Origin of the sequence: Methylobacterium sp. yr668 (assembly GCF_900116245.1) — a bacterium.
Taxonomy (GTDB): Bacteria; Pseudomonadota; Alphaproteobacteria; order Rhizobiales; family Beijerinckiaceae; genus Methylobacterium.
Genome location: NZ_FOZY01000025.1, coordinates 34,084 through 49,848, shown reverse-complemented (window position 1 = coordinate 49,848; position 15,765 = coordinate 34,084). Strand labels below are relative to the sequence as shown.

General features: G+C 73.6%; 15 protein-coding genes. 6 read left to right on the top strand and 9 right to left on the bottom strand.

The genetic code is table 11. From position 1 onward, the window contains the following. The first annotated feature begins 23 nt into the window (after positions 1-23). Together BM419_RS24040 and BM419_RS24035 are read left to right on the top strand one after the other, a co-directional pair. Entirely contained in the window at positions 24-701 is a 678-nt protein-coding gene (locus tag BM419_RS24040; protein WP_020091309.1) for an HAD family hydrolase, read from the top strand. Between the two features lie 407 nt (positions 702-1,108). Next, positions 1,109-1,396 carry a hypothetical protein gene (locus BM419_RS24035; RefSeq protein WP_091675555.1) on the top strand — a complete coding sequence of 96 codons (288 nt, stop codon included), beginning with the start codon at positions 1,109-1,111 and terminating at the stop codon, positions 1,394-1,396. A gap of 8 nt (positions 1,397-1,404) precedes the next feature. Here BM419_RS24035 and BM419_RS24030 read toward each other — a convergent pair whose 3' ends face one another. The 3 genes from BM419_RS24030 to argH all read right to left on the bottom strand — a co-directional run bounded on the left by BM419_RS24030 (position 1,405) and on the right by argH (position 4,156). Beyond that, entirely contained in the window at positions 1,405-2,133 is a 729-nt protein-coding gene (locus BM419_RS24030) for a hypothetical protein (RefSeq protein ID WP_020091311.1), read from the bottom strand. 108 nt (positions 2,134-2,241) lie between these two features. Next, positions 2,242-2,523, bottom strand: a complete 282-nt coding sequence (locus tag BM419_RS24025) for a hypothetical protein (protein ID WP_042673334.1) — start codon at positions 2,521-2,523, stop codon at positions 2,242-2,244. A 253-nt stretch (positions 2,524-2,776) separates the two neighbouring features. Further along, complete coding sequence (gene argH / locus BM419_RS24020) at positions 2,777-4,156, bottom strand: argininosuccinate lyase (RefSeq protein WP_091927872.1); 1,380 nt, start codon at positions 4,154-4,156, stop codon at positions 2,777-2,779. Between the two features lie 42 nt (positions 4,157-4,198). Here argH and BM419_RS24015 point away from each other — a divergent pair, with 42 nt between their 5' ends. The 3 genes from BM419_RS24015 (at position 4,199) to BM419_RS24005 (ending at position 8,032) form a co-directional block, all read left to right on the top strand. Then, positions 4,199-4,840: a thiol:disulfide interchange protein TlpA gene (locus BM419_RS24015; protein WP_091927871.1), complete on the top strand. Its 642-nt coding sequence runs from the start codon at positions 4,199-4,201 to the stop codon at positions 4,838-4,840. A 54-nt stretch (positions 4,841-4,894) separates the two neighbouring features. After that, a complete protein-coding gene (gene nhaA / locus BM419_RS24010; RefSeq protein ID WP_091927870.1) occupies positions 4,895-6,097 on the top strand; it encodes a Na+/H+ antiporter NhaA in 1,203 nt (400 codons plus the stop codon). A gap of 177 nt (positions 6,098-6,274) precedes the next feature. Further along, positions 6,275-8,032 carry a carbamoyltransferase family protein gene (locus BM419_RS24005; RefSeq protein ID WP_091927869.1) on the top strand — a complete coding sequence of 586 codons (1,758 nt, stop codon included), beginning with the start codon at positions 6,275-6,277 and terminating at the stop codon, positions 8,030-8,032. Positions 8,033-8,086: 54 nt separating this feature from the next. On the opposite strand, the gene BM419_RS24000 is transcribed toward BM419_RS24005, so the two are convergent. The 4 genes from BM419_RS24000 to BM419_RS23985 all read right to left on the bottom strand — a co-directional run bounded on the left by BM419_RS24000 (position 8,087) and on the right by BM419_RS23985 (position 11,777). Further along, complete coding sequence (locus BM419_RS24000) at positions 8,087-8,434, bottom strand: hypothetical protein (RefSeq protein ID WP_091676443.1); 348 nt, start codon at positions 8,432-8,434, stop codon at positions 8,087-8,089. Positions 8,435-8,701: 267 nt separating this feature from the next. Beyond that, the gene (locus tag BM419_RS23995; RefSeq protein ID WP_020091318.1) at positions 8,702-9,379 is read right to left on the bottom strand and encodes a haloacid dehalogenase type II; all 678 of its coding nucleotides are present in this window, start codon (positions 9,377-9,379) and stop codon (positions 8,702-8,704) included. A 71-nt stretch (positions 9,380-9,450) separates the two neighbouring features. Continuing rightward, positions 9,451-10,977, bottom strand: a complete 1,527-nt coding sequence (murJ, locus tag BM419_RS23990) for a murein biosynthesis integral membrane protein MurJ (protein ID WP_091927868.1) — start codon at positions 10,975-10,977, stop codon at positions 9,451-9,453. Positions 10,978-11,177: 200 nt separating this feature from the next. Next, entirely contained in the window at positions 11,178-11,777 is a 600-nt protein-coding gene (locus tag BM419_RS23985) for a superoxide dismutase (RefSeq protein ID WP_020091320.1), read from the bottom strand. A 299-nt stretch (positions 11,778-12,076) separates the two neighbouring features. Here BM419_RS23985 and BM419_RS23980 point away from each other — a divergent pair, with 299 nt between their 5' ends. Continuing rightward, a complete protein-coding gene (locus tag BM419_RS23980) occupies positions 12,077-12,931 on the top strand; it encodes a hypothetical protein (RefSeq protein WP_091927867.1) in 855 nt (284 codons plus the stop codon). Between the two features lie 25 nt (positions 12,932-12,956). Here BM419_RS23980 and BM419_RS23975 read toward each other — a convergent pair whose 3' ends face one another. Next, positions 12,957-14,672 (bottom strand): sensor histidine kinase, encoded by a 1,716-nt coding sequence (locus tag BM419_RS23975; RefSeq protein ID WP_091927866.1) that lies wholly within the window; start codon positions 14,670-14,672, stop codon positions 12,957-12,959. A 172-nt stretch (positions 14,673-14,844) separates the two neighbouring features. Further along, positions 14,845-15,582, bottom strand: coding sequence for a tRNA (guanine(46)-N(7))-methyltransferase TrmB (locus tag BM419_RS23970; RefSeq protein WP_020091323.1), 738 nt, complete (start codon positions 15,580-15,582; stop codon positions 14,845-14,847). Positions 15,583-15,765 lie beyond the last annotated feature (183 nt).

The following is a 15,765-nucleotide window of genomic DNA, read 5'->3' as shown; positions in this document are numbered from 1 at the left end:
GGGCCGTGCGGGAACGGTCGACCTTGGACGCGCGCGCGACGAATCTCGGCCTCGTGATCTTCGATTGCGACGGCGTCCTCGTGGACAGCGAGCCCCTGAGCCTCGCCTGCCTGACGGCCGGGCTCAACCGGATCGGCGTGGACATCGACTTCGCCACCGTGCGGGCGCGCTTCACCGGCACCGCGATGCCCTCGATCATGGCGCATATCGCCCGCGACTACGGCGTCACCGCCCCGGACGGCTTCGTCGAGGCGGTGAAGGCCGAGACCCTGGCGCTGTTCGACGCAGAGTTGCGGGCGATGCGCGGCGTCGCCGAGGCGGTCGCCGCCGTGGGCCTGCCGGTCTGCGTCGCGTCGAGCAGCGATCCGGTGCGGCTGCGCCACTCCCTGACGCTGACCGGGCTGCTCCCCCTGTTCGGCGACCGCGTCTTCTCCTCGGCGCAGGTGGCGCGGGGCAAGCCCTTCCCCGACCTGTTCCTGTTCGCCGCCGAGCGGATGGGCGTCGCTCCGGCGGCCTGCCTCGTGATCGAGGACAGCGTTCCCGGGGTCACGGCGGCCCGGAGCGCCGGCATGCGGGTCGCGGGCTTCACGGGCGGCGGCCACTGGGGTCACGACCCGGCGGGCGCCGGGCTCGCGGAGGCCGGCGCGGCCCGGATCTTCTCGGACTTCTCCGACCTCGCCGCGGTGATCGCCGCGGCCTGAACGATCCGCCTCCCGGACGCGCGCCCGGGACCGGCTTCCTGCCAGGCCGGCCCTCGAAATCGGAAGTCCGTTCCGTTGACGGTGCGCCGTGCCGCGCCCATCTTCAGGGGTGCCGGCCCGGCCGCGCACTTCGGGTGCGCGACAGGACAGGCCGCGGTCCTTTGAGAAGCGTAGCTTGCGCCGCGTGATCAAACGCTAAAGCACTGCGCCGGCCCCGCGCCGCGCGGTCCTTCAGTCTGGAGGACGTCCGATGGTCACTCGCACATCGTCCCTTCGATACCCGCTCCCGATCGCCCCCTGCTGCCCCGCCGCCCGCCGGCGCTGTCGACGCTGAGCCCCGTCGATCCTCCGCAGCAGCCAACGCGATCCGGCACGGCGACCGGCCGGCCCAGGGAGTTCCCGATCCGATGCACAGCCTCGCAGAGTACAAACCCGAAGACCGCCCCGACCTCGCGGACCCGGCCCTCGGCCCCAGCGAACCCGCCCGGGTGATCGAGATCGGTGAGGTCACCGCCGGGATCGCCGTCCCCGAGGGGCGCGGCGTCCGGTTCTTCTCGTCCGCGCGCGATTTCGACGGGCTCGACGGCGCCGTATTCCGCACGGCCGAGCAGGCCGCCCGCGCGGCCCGCGCGCGCATGAGCGCCCGGACCCGGCCCCCCGACCGTGCGCACCGGCCCGCGCTGCGGCGGGCCTGACCCGCCCGCTACTTGCTGCACTCGTCCCGGGTGCGCTTCATGGCCTCCGCGAATCCGCCGAGCGCGTACTCGTCGCTCGTCGGGTTCCCGCGCAGCGACGTGGCCTTGATGATGATCTTCGGGTTGCGGGCGCTCATCTCGGAGACGACCCGCGCCTCCTCGGCGGGGTTCTGCAGCCACGCATTGCCGTCCTTGACCACGAGGCCGTAGCGGCTGGCGCCGAGGTTGAGGCTCGGGTCGGTCGGCGCGGCCGCGGAGCCGGGCTTGACCTGGGAGGCCGCGGGCTTCGACGGGAAGCCCAGCATCACCGCCACCTCGTTCTGGATGTTCTCGCCCTTGCGCACGCTCACGAACAGGTAGGCGGTGTCGCGCTTCAGGGTCTTGGGCGAGCGCGTCTGCGGCTGCGCGATCGCGTAGCAGAGCTTGTTGCGGCCGTCGCCGTTCACGAACACGTTCCAGTCGCCGAAGATCGCCACCGGGGTGGCCTGCTGCATCCCCGGCGGGGTCGCGGTCTTCTTCTCGGCGCGCTTGCTCCGCTCGCGGCCGTGCCGCCGCCCGCGCCGCGACGGGGCCGCGTCGCCACCGCCGGCGTCCGGGGCCGCCGCCGCGTCCTGGGCGTGGGCCGCCGTCGCGACCAGGCAAGTCCCGCCGAGCACACCTCCGACGAGGCCGGTAACCAGCCCGGAGGCGAGCAGGGCGAGAGCTCCGACCGGGAGCGAGCGGGGGACGCGGACCATCTTCACTTCCTGACGACGGGCGGCTCCGTCAGGAGCCGGACCGGGGTTCGGGATTAGTGAAGCTTGCGTAAAACGTCGGCAAGATGGCGAGGCGGGATCCGTCGACAATCAGACGGCGCGGGCTTCCGTCGCCCGGGCCGCGATGACGCCGGCCGGGACCGGCAGCGCCTCGACCGCCGGGCCGGCGGGCACCGCGATCGCGTTCGGCCGGACCGGCGGAGCGGCCTTGCGGGGCGGATCGTTGTAGGGGGTGTTGTAGCCCTTGCGCACGGCGGCCCAGTAGGACTCGCGCGTCAGGCCGGAACCGGTCAGGGCGGCGTCGATCATCGCCGTGGCGTGCGCCGCGAAATCCGGCACCTCCTCCGTGTTCAGCCAACTCTCGACAGGCATCCTGCGAACTCCGATCCAGACGGCGAAGCTTGTAGCTGAGCGGACTTAGCCAGACGGTGAACGCGCGGGTGGGCCGAGGGTTGCAATGCACAATTTTGAACGGTCCTGTGGATGAGCGGGGGCCCGTTACCCGATCCGAGGCGACCGGGGGGCCACCCCACGGTCGGAGCGGCGGGCCGCAGGCCCCCGGCAACCCTCAGGGGCTAGCGGCGCGAGGCGCCAGCCGGCGCCGGTCGCCGTCGGCCGCGGCGGCTCAGCCCAGCCGCTCGATCCAGGCCTGCGCCTGGCGCCGGACGTTGTCGGGCGCGGTGCCGCCGTAGCTGGTGCGGCTCGCCACCGAGTTCTCGACGCCCAGCACCGCGTAGACCGCCTCGGTGATCCGCGGCTCCGCCTCCTGCATCTCGGGTAGCGACAGCTCTTCGAGCCCGACGCCCTTGGCGGAGGCCGCGCCGACGAGGCGGCCGGTGACGTGGTGCGCCTGACGGAACGGCAGCCCGAGCTCGCGCACCAGCCAGTCGGCGAGGTCGGTGGCGGTGGCGTAGCCGGAGCCGGCGGCGCGGCCGAGCACTTCGGCGTTGGGCTCCAGGTCCTTCACCATGCCGGTCATGGCGGCGAGGCACAGGGACAGGGCCTGGAGGGCGTCGAACGTGCCCTCCTTGTCCTCCTGCATGTCCTTCGAGTAGGCGAGCGGCAGGCCCTTCATGACGATGAGCAGGCCGGTCAGCGCGCCGATGATCCGGCCGCTCTTCGCGCGCACCAGCTCGGCGGCGTCGGGGTTGCGCTTCTGCGGCATGATCGACGAGCCGGTGGTGAACCCGTCCGACAGCCGCACGAAGTTGAACTGGGCCGAGGTCCAGACCACCAGCTCCTCGGCGAAGCGCGACAGGTGCACGGCGCAGATCGAGGCCGCCGCCAGCGCCTCCAGGGCGAAGTCGCGGTCGGCGACCGAATCGAGGGAGTTGGCGGTCGGCCGGTCGAAGCCGAGGGCCGCCGCCGTGGCGTGCCGGTCGATCGGGAAGGAGGTGCCGGCGAGCGCCGCGGCGCCGAGCGGGCACTCGTTGAGCCGCGCCCGGGCGTCGCGGAATCGGCCCCGGTCGCGGGCCAGCATCTCGACGTAGGCGAGGCAGTGGTGGCCGAAGGTCACCGGCTGGGCCGACTGGAGATGGGTGAAGCCCGGCATCACGGTGCCGGCGTGCTTCAGCGCCGCCTGGCTGAGGGCGCGCTGCAGGTCGGCGGCCTGCTGGTCGAGGGAATCGAGGGTGTCGCGCACCCAGAGCTTCATGTCGGTGGCGACCTGGTCGTTGCGCGAGCGCGCCGTGTGCAGGCGGCCGGCGGCCGGGCCGACGATCTCGGTCAGCCGGCTCTCCACCGACATGTGGATGTCCTCGAGCTCGCGCTTGAACGCGAAGGTGCCGCCCTCGATCTCGTCGCGCACGGACTTGAGCCCGGCCTCGATCGCGGCCACATCCTCCGCCGGCAGGATGCCGGCTTGGCCCAGCATCGCCACATGCGCCAGCGAGCCGCGGATATCCTGGGGCGCGAGGCGCTTGTCGAATCCGATGGAGGCGTTGATCTCCTCCATGATCTCCGCCGGGCCGCTCGCGAAGCGGCCGCCCCACATCCGGTTGCTCATGTCGATCCTTCCGCGCCCTGACCGTCCCGAGGCCCGAGCCTGATGCCCGGCCGCACGCCCATCCTGGCCGGCGCGGGCGTCGCCGCGCTCGCCGTCCTCGGCCTCGCCCTATACGGGAGCGGTCTCCTGCCCGGCAACACGGGCGGCGCCCTTCAGCCCTGCGCCGCCGCCAAGCCGGCGCTCGCCCGGGTCGATGCGGCCGCGAAGGGCGAGGTCGCCGCCATGCAGGCCCCGCAGCAGGCCCGGCCCGCGCCGGACATCCGGTTCAAGGGGCCGGACGGCGCCGAGACCGGCCTCGCCGACCTCAGGGGCCGGCTGCTCCTCGTGAATCTCTGGGCGACGTGGTGCGCGCCCTGCAAGGCCGAGATGCCGGCCCTCGACCGGCTCCAGGCGCAGCTCGGCGGCCCCGATTTCCAGGTCGTCGCGATCAACGTCGACACGCGCAACCTCGAGAAGCCGTCGGAATGGCTGAAGCAGGCGGGCATCCACGACCTCGCCTTCTACGCCGATCCCGGCGGCCGCGTGCTGCCGATCCTCCAGCGCGACACGCAGTCGCCCGGCCTGCCGACCACGATGCTGGTCGACGCGCAGGGCTGCACGATCGGGGTGATGAAGGGGCCGGCCGCGTGGTCGAGCCCGGACGGGCTGGCGCTGATCCGCGCGGCCCTGGGGCGGACGTCGTAACGGTCGCGGCCGCGCGGTTGCGCGCGTCTCCGATGCGCGGCAAGGCGTGTCGCGATGACCTCGCCCGCCCCTGACCGCGCCCCTCCGAGGCGGAGGCCCCGCCCCCTCTCGATCATCCGCACGCTGCTCGCCGGCGAGGCGGCGGGCGGGCTGATCCTGATGGCGGCGGCGGCCCTGGCGCTGGTCGTCGCCAACGGGCCGCTCGCGGACACCTACGCGCACGCCCTCCACGCCGAACTCGGCCCGATGAGCGTGCAGCACTGGATCAACGACGGCCTGATGGCCGGGTTCTTCCTGCTGGTCGGCCTGGAGATCAAGCGCGAGGCCCTCGACGGGCAGTTGCGGACCTGGCCCGACCGGGTCCTGCCGGGATTCGCCGCGCTCGGCGGCATGGCGGTGCCGGCCGCATTCTACGCGCTCGCCAATCTCGGCGCCGGCACCCTGCGGGGCTGGGCGATCCCGGCCGCCACCGACATCGCCTTCGCGCTGGGCGTCCTCGCGCTCCTCGGGTCGCGGGTGCCGGTCTCCCTCAAGATCTTCCTCAGCGCGGTCGCCATCGTCGACGACCTCGGCGCCGTGGTGGTGATCGCGCTGTTCTACAGCTCCGGCCTCGACCTCACCATGCTGACGCTCGCCGCCGCGGTGCTGGCCGCCCTCTACGGCCTCAACCGGGCGGGGATCGGGTGGCTCCCGGCCTACGGGCTCCTCGGCGTGGTGCTGTGGGTCCTCGTGCTGCGCTCCGGGATCCACGCGACGATCGCGGGCGTGCTGCTCGCGCTCACGATCCCGATCCGGGTCAGCCCGGGCCGGCCGGAGGACGCGCACTCGCCCCTGCACCGGCTGGAGCACGCCCTCGCCCCCTGGATCACCTACGGGGTGGTCCCGGTCTTCGGCTTCGCCAATGCCGGCGTGGACCTCTCCGGCCTCACCCCCGAGGCCCTGCTCCAGCCGGTGACGCTCGGCATCGCGGCGGGCCTGTTCCTCGGCAAGCAGGCCGGCGTGTTCGCGAGCCTGCGGCTGGCCGTGGCGCTGGGATGGGCCAAGCGCCCGGCCGGGGCCGGCTGGGGGCAGGTCTACGGGGTCGCGGTCCTGTGCGGCATCGGCTTCACCATGAGCCTGTTCATCGGCGGCCTCGCCTTCCCGGACCCGCAGCACGAGACCGCCGTGAAGCTCGGCGTGCTCGCGGGCTCGGCCCTGTCGGGACTCGCCGGCACGGCGATCCTCCTCGTCGCGAAGCGCCGCGTCGCCCCGCACTAGCGGGCGGCGCGCTTCGTCATTGCGAGCGCAGCGAAGCAACCCAGTGCAGCGGAACATCGGGAAGCGTGGCGCCGTCTAGATTGCTTCGCTCCGCTCGCAATGACGGCGGCGCAAGGACGGCACCTCTTCCACGTGCCGGGCTCCGTCCGGCGCGAAAATGCGCTACCCCCCGTGGGCATGCGCTTCTATCTCGGCCTCGCCACCACCTTCCACGACCCGGCCCTCGCCCTGGTCGGGCCCGACGGCACCCTGCTCTTCGCCGAGGCGGCGGAGCGCGCCCTGCAGTACAAGCGCGCGCCGAACTGCGAGCCGGACGCCCCGTCGCAGATGGCCGCACTGCTGAAGGCGCACGTCCCGCCGGGCTCGGAACTCGTCGTCGCCTCGACCTGGGGCCCGCAATTCACCGACTTCCTGCGCGGCCAGGCCGGCGCCGGGGCCTTCGACCTGATGGCGCTCGCCACCCACACCACGGCGCTCAACCGCTCCTTCGTGCCCGAGCAGGCCGAGCGGGTGTTCATCGCCGACCTCCACGGCGCCCAGGAGCGGGCCGGCCACGGCACCCTGCTGGCCCTGAACCAGGAGGCGCGGATCACCGGCGCGGCGCCCCGGGCGACGATCGCCGGGCAGCGGCGCTACCCGCACCACCTGTGCCACGCCGCCTACGGCCTCTGGGGCAGCCCGTTCGAGACGGCCACCGCCCTGGTGGTCGACGGCATGGGCGAGACCGGTGCGGCGGCGATCTACCGCCTGGAGGGCGGCCGGATCACGGAGCTGCGCCGCCACCGCGGGCGCGGCTCGCTGGGCTTCCTGTACGGGCTGATCACCGACCTCGCCGGCTTCGATCAGGTGAAGGGCGAGGAGTGGAAGATCATGGGGCTCGCCCCCTACGGCCGGCCCGACCCGGACCTCGCCGCCCTGCTCGGCCGGCTCTGCACGGTCGAGGGCCACCGCCTGCGCTACGCCGACGCGGAGACGATCCGGGCGGTCGCCGCGGAGATCCGCGCCCGCCGCCCCGCCGATGCCCTGGAGAACGGCTGGCCCGACCTCGCCCGCTGCGGCCAGGACCTGTTCGCGACGCTGATGGACGCGCTGGTGGCCGAGGCCGAGGCCCTGGCGCCGTCCGAGAACCTCGTGATCGCGGGCGGCTGCGGGCTGAACTCCTCCTACAATGGCCGGGTGCTCGGCCGGTCCGGCTTCACCCGGCTGCACGTGCCCTCGGCCCCGGCGGACGACGGCAACGCGGTCGGCGCGGCGTGGCTCGCCTACGCGGAGGACCATCCGGACTGGGCCGGTCCGCCGCCCGCCGCCCGGCCGCTCACGCCCTATCTCGGCTCGCGGGTCTCCACGGCGCCGATGGAGCGGCTCGCCGAGCAGGAGCCCCGGGCCCGGCGCGTCGGCCACGCGGAGGCGACCCGCGCGGCGGCGCGGATCCTGGCCGAGGGCGGCCTCGTCGGCTGGGTGCAGGGCCGGGCGGAGTTCGGGCCCCGGGCGCTCGGCAACCGGTCGATCCTGGCCGATCCGCGGCCGGAAGGCGCCAAGGACGCGCTCAACGCCAAGGTGAAGTACCGGGAGGCGTTCCGGCCGTTCGCGCCGTCGATCCTGGCGGAGGCTGGGCCGGACTGGTTCGAGGATTACGCCGACAGCCCCTACATGGAGCGGACCCTGGTCTGGCGCGAGGCGGTCCGCGCCCGGGTGCCGGCGGTGGTGCACGAAGACGGCACCGGCCGGCTCCAGAGCGTCACGGCGGCGCGCAACCCGGCCTACGCGGCCCTGATCGGCGCCTTCGCGGCGATCACCGGCGTGCCGATCCTGCTCAACACGAGCTTCAACGTGATGGGCAAGCCGATCCTCCACGGCGCGGAGGACGCGATCCTGATGTTCTATACCACCGGCCTCGACGCCCTCGTGGTCGAGGACTGGCTGGTCGTGAAATGAGACGCGCCGCGCCCCCGGGGGACGCGGCGCCGGTCCGATAACCGCGGACGCGATTTACTCGCAGACCTCGACGCGGCGGTAGGTGAACTCGCCGTCGCCGAGCCACTCCTTGCGGCGCTCGTAGTGGCAGATCGGGCCGCGGCGCTCGCGCACCACGATGGTCTCGGGCTCCTCGACCACGACCCGGCGCGGGCGGTACTCCGGCGGCGGCGGGGGCGGCTGGTTCGCGCCGTTGACGAGGGCGCTGCCGACCATGCCGCCGACGACGCCGGCCGCGAGGCCGCCGACGATGGCGCCGGTCTGGTCGCGGGCGGTGGCCGGGGCGACCGCCCCGAGCACCAGGGTGACCGCGAGGGCTGCGGCCCCAGCGCGGATCGTCGTGAAGGAACCGTTCAAGGACACGCGAAACATCTCCCGTTCGTGTTGAGGATGATCCAACACCGGGAGGATTAAGAATCCGCGAAGTGGGCCAATTGAATTGTGTGCCGGATAAGGCGGCCCGCGGCCGCTCCGGCCTGAGGCGAGGCGCTGCCGTCCTCGCGAGCGCAGCGAAGCAACTCCAGGGCAGCGCGCTTTGCCCGGAAGTAGCCGTGTCCCTGGATTGCTTCGCTGCGCTCGCAAGGACGGAATGGGCACTTCCCGCGCCGGACGCGGCTGCCGCAGATTCCCTCAGAGCAGCCCGTCGAGAGATCCCACCACCGTCGTGGGCGCCAGATCCGCGTACTCGTCGGGCAGGCCCCTGCGGTTGACCCAGGCGGTCCGGAACCCGAAGGCCCCCGCCCCCGCCACGTCCCAGCGGTTCGACGAGCAGAACAGCACGTCGCCCTGCCCCACCGCCAGCCGGGTCAGGGCGATCCGGTAGGCGTCGGGATGGGTCTTGAACACCTGCGCGTCGTCCACCGAGAGGACCGCGTCGAGGTGGTCGGCCAGCCCCGCGGAGGCGACCGCCCGGTCGACCATGGCGGCGTTGCCGTTGGTGAGGACGGCGGTGCGGATGCCGCGCTTGCGCAGGGCCGCCAGCACGCCCGGGACCTCCGGGTAGGCCTCGAGGTCCCGGTAGGCGTCGAGGAGCCGCTCGCGCAGGCCGGGATCGACGTTCGGGTGGACCGCCAGGGCGTAGTCGAGGGCCCGCACGGTGAGGTCCCAGAAGGCGGCGTACTGGCCCATGAGCGACAGGGTCCAGCTGTACTCGAGCTGCTTGTTGCGCCAGACCTCGGAGAGGTGGGCGGCGTCCGGCCCCACCGCCTCGGCGTAGCGCTGGACCGCGGCGTTCACGTCGAACAGCGTTCCGTAGGCGTCGAACACCGCGGCCTTCACGCCCGCGAGGGGATTCGGTGCGTCGGTCATGGCGGTCCTCACTGGGTGCTCTCGCCCGATCTGGGGCCGGACCCGCGCGGCGGCGAGCCCGGCCGGGTCACTCAGGCCCGGCGCAGGCGCAGGCCGAACAGGTGCAGCAGGCCCGCCAGCAGGCCGCCGTAGACCAGGGCCCCGACGAGCCCCAGCACCGCCAGGACGACGAGGTCGCGCCCGTGCGGCAGGGCCGGCACCAGCGCCTGGACGAGCCCCTGGCCGTAGACGGCGACCGCCGCGAGCCCGAGGCAGGCCATCGCCACCCCCGCGACGGTGAGCCCGAGCGTGCGCCCCGGCGCCGTCCAGTCCCGGCGCTTGGCCAGGACGAGCAGCAGCAGCAGGTTCACCCACTGGGCGACCGCGGTGGCGAGCGCGAGGCCGGTGACGCCGTAGGGGCCGGTGAGCCACAGCTTCAGGGCGACGTTGACGCCGATCGCGGTCAGGGAGGCCCAGAGCGGCGTCTTCGTGTCCTGGCGCGCGTAGAAGCTCGCCACGGCGCTGCGCACCAGCACGACGGCCGGCAGCGCGAGGCCGTAGGCCGCCAGCACCGAGGCCGCCCGCGCCGCGTCCTCGGCGCTGAAGGCGCCGCGCTGGAACAGGGCCGCCATGATCAGGCCCGGGATGGTCAGGAACGCCACGGTGAACGGCGCCGAGAGGGCCAGGGAGAAGCCCGCGGCCCGGTTCTGGGCCGCGTGGGCGCCGGCGACGTCGCCGGCCGCGATCCGGCGGCTCATCTCGGGCAGCAGCACGGTGCCGGCCGCGATGGCGATGACGCCGAAGGGCAGCTGGTAGAGCCGGTCGGCGTAGTAGAGCGCCGAGACCGCCCCGGTGGGCAGCCAGCTCGCGATGATCGTGTCGGCGAAGGCCGCGATCTGGAAGCCGGCCGAGCCGATCACCGCCGGCCCGAGCACGACGAAGAAGCGCTTGAGCGCGGGATCGAGGCGCGGCACCGCGAGGTCCGGCATCACGCGGACGCGGCGGCAGCCCCACCACAGCAGCCCGAACTGGAGCACGCCCGAGACCGCGACGCCCCAGGCGGCGGCGTAGGCCGCGTTCGGGAACAGGAAGCTCAACCCCAGGGCCGCCAGCATGGCGAGGTTGAGCAGGACCGGGGCGCCCGCCGCCACGGCGAAGTGCCGGTGGGCGTTCAGGATGCCCGACAGCAGCGTCACCAGCGTCATGAACAGCAGGTACGGGAAGGTGATGCGGGTCAGCGCCACGGCGAGCTGGAAGCGCTCGCCGTCCTCGGCGAAGCCCGGCGCCAGGGCGTGGACCACCCAGGGCATGGCCGGCAGGGCGAGGTTGAGCAGCACGAGCTGCACGATCAGCATCAGGGTGAAGACGCGGTCGGCGAAGCGGTGCGCCGCCCCGGGCTCGCCGGCCTCCGCGAGCCCGGCATAGGCCGGCACGAAGGCGGTGTTGAACGCGCCCTCGCCGAAGATCGCGCGGAAATGGTTCGGGAGCCGGAAGGCGACCACGAAGGCGTCCGCCAGCGGCCCGGCGCCCATCACGGCGGCCATGACCACGTCGCGGGCGAAGCCGGTGACGCGGGAGACCAGGGTCCAGCCGCCGACCGACAGGATCGAGCGGATCATGGGTTGGGGCGCTCGCCCACCACCTCCCCCCGCAACGGGGGCGGGCGGGAGCACGGTCGAAGCGTCGCGCGTGTCGATCGAGAGGAAATGGCCGGCCCCATCTGCACCGGGTCAGCCGGCGTCGCGCGCATCAAGAGCCGGTTTCGTGCGCCACCTCAAGGGTGCCGCGGACACAGGATCCGCGGCACCGGCGATACGCCTCAGCGGGTCGCCTCGGCGTACATCTTCTCCACGTGCTCCCAGTTCACGAGGTTCTCGATGAACGCCTTCAGGTAGTCGGGACGGCGGTTGCGGTAGTCGATGTAGTAGGAGTGCTCCCACACGTCGACGCCGAGGATCGGCTTGGCGCCGTGGACCAGCGGGTTCTCGCCGTTCGGGGTCTTCATGATCGCGAGCTTGCCGTCCTTGACGGCGAGCCACGCCCAGCCCGAGCCGAACTGGCCGACGCCCGCCTGGATGAAGTCCGCCTTGAACTTCTCGGCGCCGCCGAGATCCTCGTCGATCTTCTTGGCCAGCGCGCCCGGGATCGCGCCGCCGCCGTTCGGCTTCATCCACTGCCAGAAGTGGATGTGGTTGTAGTGCTGGCCGGCGTTGTTGAAGAGCGGCTGATTCGTGTTGTAGGCGGCCTTGACGATCTCCTCGACGCTCTTGCCCTGGAGATCCGTGCCCTCAAGCAGCTTGTTGCCCGTGTCGACGTAGGCCTTGTGGTGCTTGTCGTGGTGGAACTCGAGGGTCTCCTTCGACATGTACGGCCCCAGCGCGTCGTAGGCGTAGGGCAGTTCCGGCAGGGTGAAGGTCATCGCGTCTATCTCCGCTTAGCAGGGGGCGGCCTCGTCCCCGGCGGGGGCTCCCGAGTCGAGAGCCCGCTAGGTAAGTCGGTGGCCGCGGGACGGCAACGCCGTTCCGCCACGGCGGCGCGGGAAGTTCCGCAGATCGCCGGCACGCGGCGGCTCGGCCGACCCGGAGATAGCCGGCGCAGATCCGGACTATTCCGGTTTCCCCGGCATCTCGGTCCCGAGTTTTGCAATATGACGGCTAGGCCTTACTGTGCGGCACGCCTTGAGCGCCGGCCGTCAGCCGGCCCGTGTCAGAGAGTACCATGATCGCTGCGCTGTTCGCGCTCGCCGCCGCCATGATCATCGGGGGCTGCGCCGCCGTGATCCAGGGCTTCCCGTACGTGCGTCTGGAGAGCGGGCTCGCGATGGTGATCGCGGGATCGGTCGCGGCCTCGTCGGGCGCGGTGCTGCTCGGCCTCGGCGTCGTGGCGCTCGGGTTCCGGCGGGTGGAGCGCGCGCTCGGGCGCGCCCCGGCGGCCGGCGCGCGGCCGGCCCCCGCCGCGGCGCCGGCACTGGCATCGGCACCGGCCCCCGTCGACGAGGGCCGGACCCGGCTGCCGCCGGTCCTGCCGGCGGCGCCCGCCTTCATCGTGCCGTCGGTGGTCGAGCCGTCCTTCGATCCCGAGCGGCCCCGGATCGAGCCGAGCCTGGAGCTCCGGGCCGACGAGGCCCGCGCCCCCTTCTCGGAACCCGGCGCGGTCGAAGCGCCGAAGCCGGTTCCGGCCGAGCCGGCGCACGCGGTCCCGCCCGTCCTCGTCCCGGAGGCGGACCGCCGCCCCGAGCCGGACGCGCCGACCGAGCGCGCGATCGCGCCCGAGGACGACCTGTTCGCCGCCCCCGAGCCGCCGCTGCGGGAAGAGCCCGAGAAGGCAGCCGCGGAGGAGCCACCGGCCCTGCGCCCGAGCCTCGACACGCCCGCCGAGCCCGAGCCGGACCCGCCGGCCACCCCGCGCACCGTGGTGGGGCGCTACGCCTCCGGCGGCAACACCTACGTGATGTTCGAGGACGGCTCGATCGAGGCGGAGACGCCGCAGGGCCGCTTCACCTTCGCGTCCCTCGACGAGCTGAAGGCCTTCGTGGACGGCGGCGGCGAGTCCGGAACCCGCGGCGCGGCGTGAACCCGCCCCGGGGACGGCCGCGGCGTCACACCAGCGGGTTGAGGCTGTCGTTGCGCGGCGGGATCGGGGCCCGCATGGTCAGGGAGAAGCCCCCGGGGGCGTAGTCGGTGGTCACCTCGGCCTGGACCTGGGTGATCAGGACCCGCTGCAGCAGGCGCGAGCCGAAGCCCTGGCGGCTCGGCGGCGCGACCGGCGGCCCGCCGGTCTCGCGCCAGGAGAACCGCAGGATCCCGGCCGGGCCGCCGGGCTCCAGGGACCATTCCACCGCCACCCGGCCGGTGCGGTTCGACAGGGCCCCGTACTTCGCCGCGTTGGTGGTGAGCTCGTGGATCGCCATGCCGATCGGCACCGCGATCTCGGAGGGCAGGTCGATCGCCGGCCCGTCGAGGCTGATGCGCCCCTCGGCGGCGCCGTCCGGCGCCACCTCCGCGTAGGGCTTCAGCTCGTTGCGCAGGAGATTGGCGATCGACGCCGTCTGCCACGTGTCCTCGGTGAGCACCGAGTGCGTGTGCGCCAGGGATTTGATCCGCCCGACGAAGGCCTCGTAGAAGCTCTCGATGCTGGACGCCGTCCGCGCGGTGGAGCCCACGATGGCCTGGACGGTCGCCAGCGTGTTCTTGACCCGGTGGTGCAGCTCGCGGATCAGCAGGCTCTGGCGCTCCTCCGCGACCCGGCGGTCGGTCACGTCCGCGACGACGCCGATCAGGCGGCGCGGCAGGCGGCCGGGGGCGTCGCGCTCGAACCGGCCGGCCATGTCGATCGTGCGCCACACGCCGTCGGACTTGCGCCGGATCCGGCCGCTGATGTGCAGGTCCCCGTCCTCCCGCAGCGCCTGGGAGATCGCCCGGCGGACCGCGGGGCGGTCGTCCGGGTGGAGGATGTCGTTGAGAAACTCGGTCTTGCCGATCGTCCCGTCCTCGGGCGCGTGCCCGAAGATCTCGTACATGTGCTCGTTCTCCCAGATCGCCTGGTCCTCGAGCATGTGCCACTCGAAGATGCCGAGCCGGGCGACCGTGGTGGCGACCCGCAGGCGCTGGTCGCGGGACAGGATCTCGTCCCGGGCCTCGACCCGCGTTGTGATGTCCTGGAGGACGCCGACCATGCCGATCGGCGCGCCGTCGGGGCCCGGCACGGCCTGCCCCCGCACCCGCAGGATCACGGTCCGCCCGGCCACCGTCGTGGCCGTGTCGAACTGGTAGGGCTCGTCGGTCCCGTCCGCCTCGGCGATCAGCGCGCTCAGGCGCGCGAGCTCCGCCGGCGACAGGCCGGTCTTCAGCTCCTCCCACGAGACGGAGCGGCCCGGCGGGCGCCCGAGGATGCGGGCGGCGCGGCGCGACAGGGTGAGGAGGCCGGTCGCGCGGTCCCAGCGCCATTCCCCGAGCCCGGCGGCCGCGAGGGCCTCGCGGTTCGCCTCGGAATGGGCCGCCGCGTCCACGTCGACCGTCTCGACCGCCAGGGTCCGGCCCGCGCGCCGGACCCGCACGTCGAGGGGCGTGCCGTCCGCCCGGCGCCAGACCTGGAGACCGTCCCGGAGCCCCTCCGGCCCCTCGCCCAGGAGTTCGGCGGCCGCGCGCCCGGGCAGGGTGCCGGGCGGCCAGCCGGCGAGATCGTGCAGGGCCCGGTTGGCGGCGACGATCCTCGCCTCGTCCGCCGACAGCACGGCGAGGCCGATCGCGGCCTCGTCGAAGCCGGCGCGCAACGGGTCCTCCGCCGCCGGGTCCTGACCCACCCTCTCATTCACTCGGAAGAATCCTCGAACGCGCCGTGGCGCGCTCCCGCCGGAGATGAGCCCCCTCCCGCCACGATCCCGGATCGCGGCGGGCCCTGAGGATGGCGCCCGAGCGTGACTGTGGCAAGGCGTTCCGCTCCGCCTGCGGCGACCGGGCACCCGCGCGACCCGACCGCGGGGGCTCTCAGCGGGGGCGGCGGGCGAATTCCAGATAGGTGGGCCGGCGGCCCGCTGCCAGCGCCTTGGCCTCGTAGCGCGTGCCGGGCCAGCCCGGGAACGGCCGCGTCCAGTCCCGCGCGTCCCGCGCCGTCCAGGCGAGGACCGGGCACCGCGCGGCCCGGACGAGCGTCCAGCCGGCATAGTCGTCGATGTCGCTGGCGAAGCGGAACAGGCCGCCGTCCTTCAGGACCCGGCCGATCTCGGCGAGCGACGCGTCGGAGACGAACCGGCGCTTGCGCTGCCGCCGCTTGGGCCAGGGATCGGGATAGAGCAGGTAGACCCGGTCGAGGCAGGCATCCGGCAGGCGCGCCAGCAGGGCGGTCACGTCCTCGTCGCGGATGCGGACGTTGCGCAGCGCACGCGCCTCGATCGCCGCCAGCAGCTTGACCACGCCGTTGACGAAGGGCTCGGCGCCGATGATGCCGACGGCCGGATGCGCGGCCGCCTGGGCGGCGAGGTGCTCGCCGCCGCCGAAGCCGATCTCCAGCCACAGCGCCTCCGGCGGCGCCGGCATGGCGGGGAACAGCGCGCGCGGATCGAGGATCGCGTCGCCCGGCGGCAGGTCGACCCGCAGGCTCGGCAGCAGCTCGGCGAGCCGGCGCTCCTGCTGCCCGCGCAGGCGCTTGCCCTTGCGGCGCCCGAAGAAGGCGCGCTCCGGCTCCTCGACCGGGTGGTCGGAGCGTCCAGGGGCGTCGGTGTCCACCGGCTCAGTCTACCTCGGAGATGGGACGCGTCCCGGGTCACGACCGGAGACGGGGCGCGTCGGTGGGATGCCGTCCGGGACAGCACGCCCGGCACGCCGCGACGCGGCACGATCGGGTGGCGCGGCACCCGCGCGGTCGCCCGGCGCCGAACGCACCGCGCCGCCAGCGCCCGATCGGGCTCG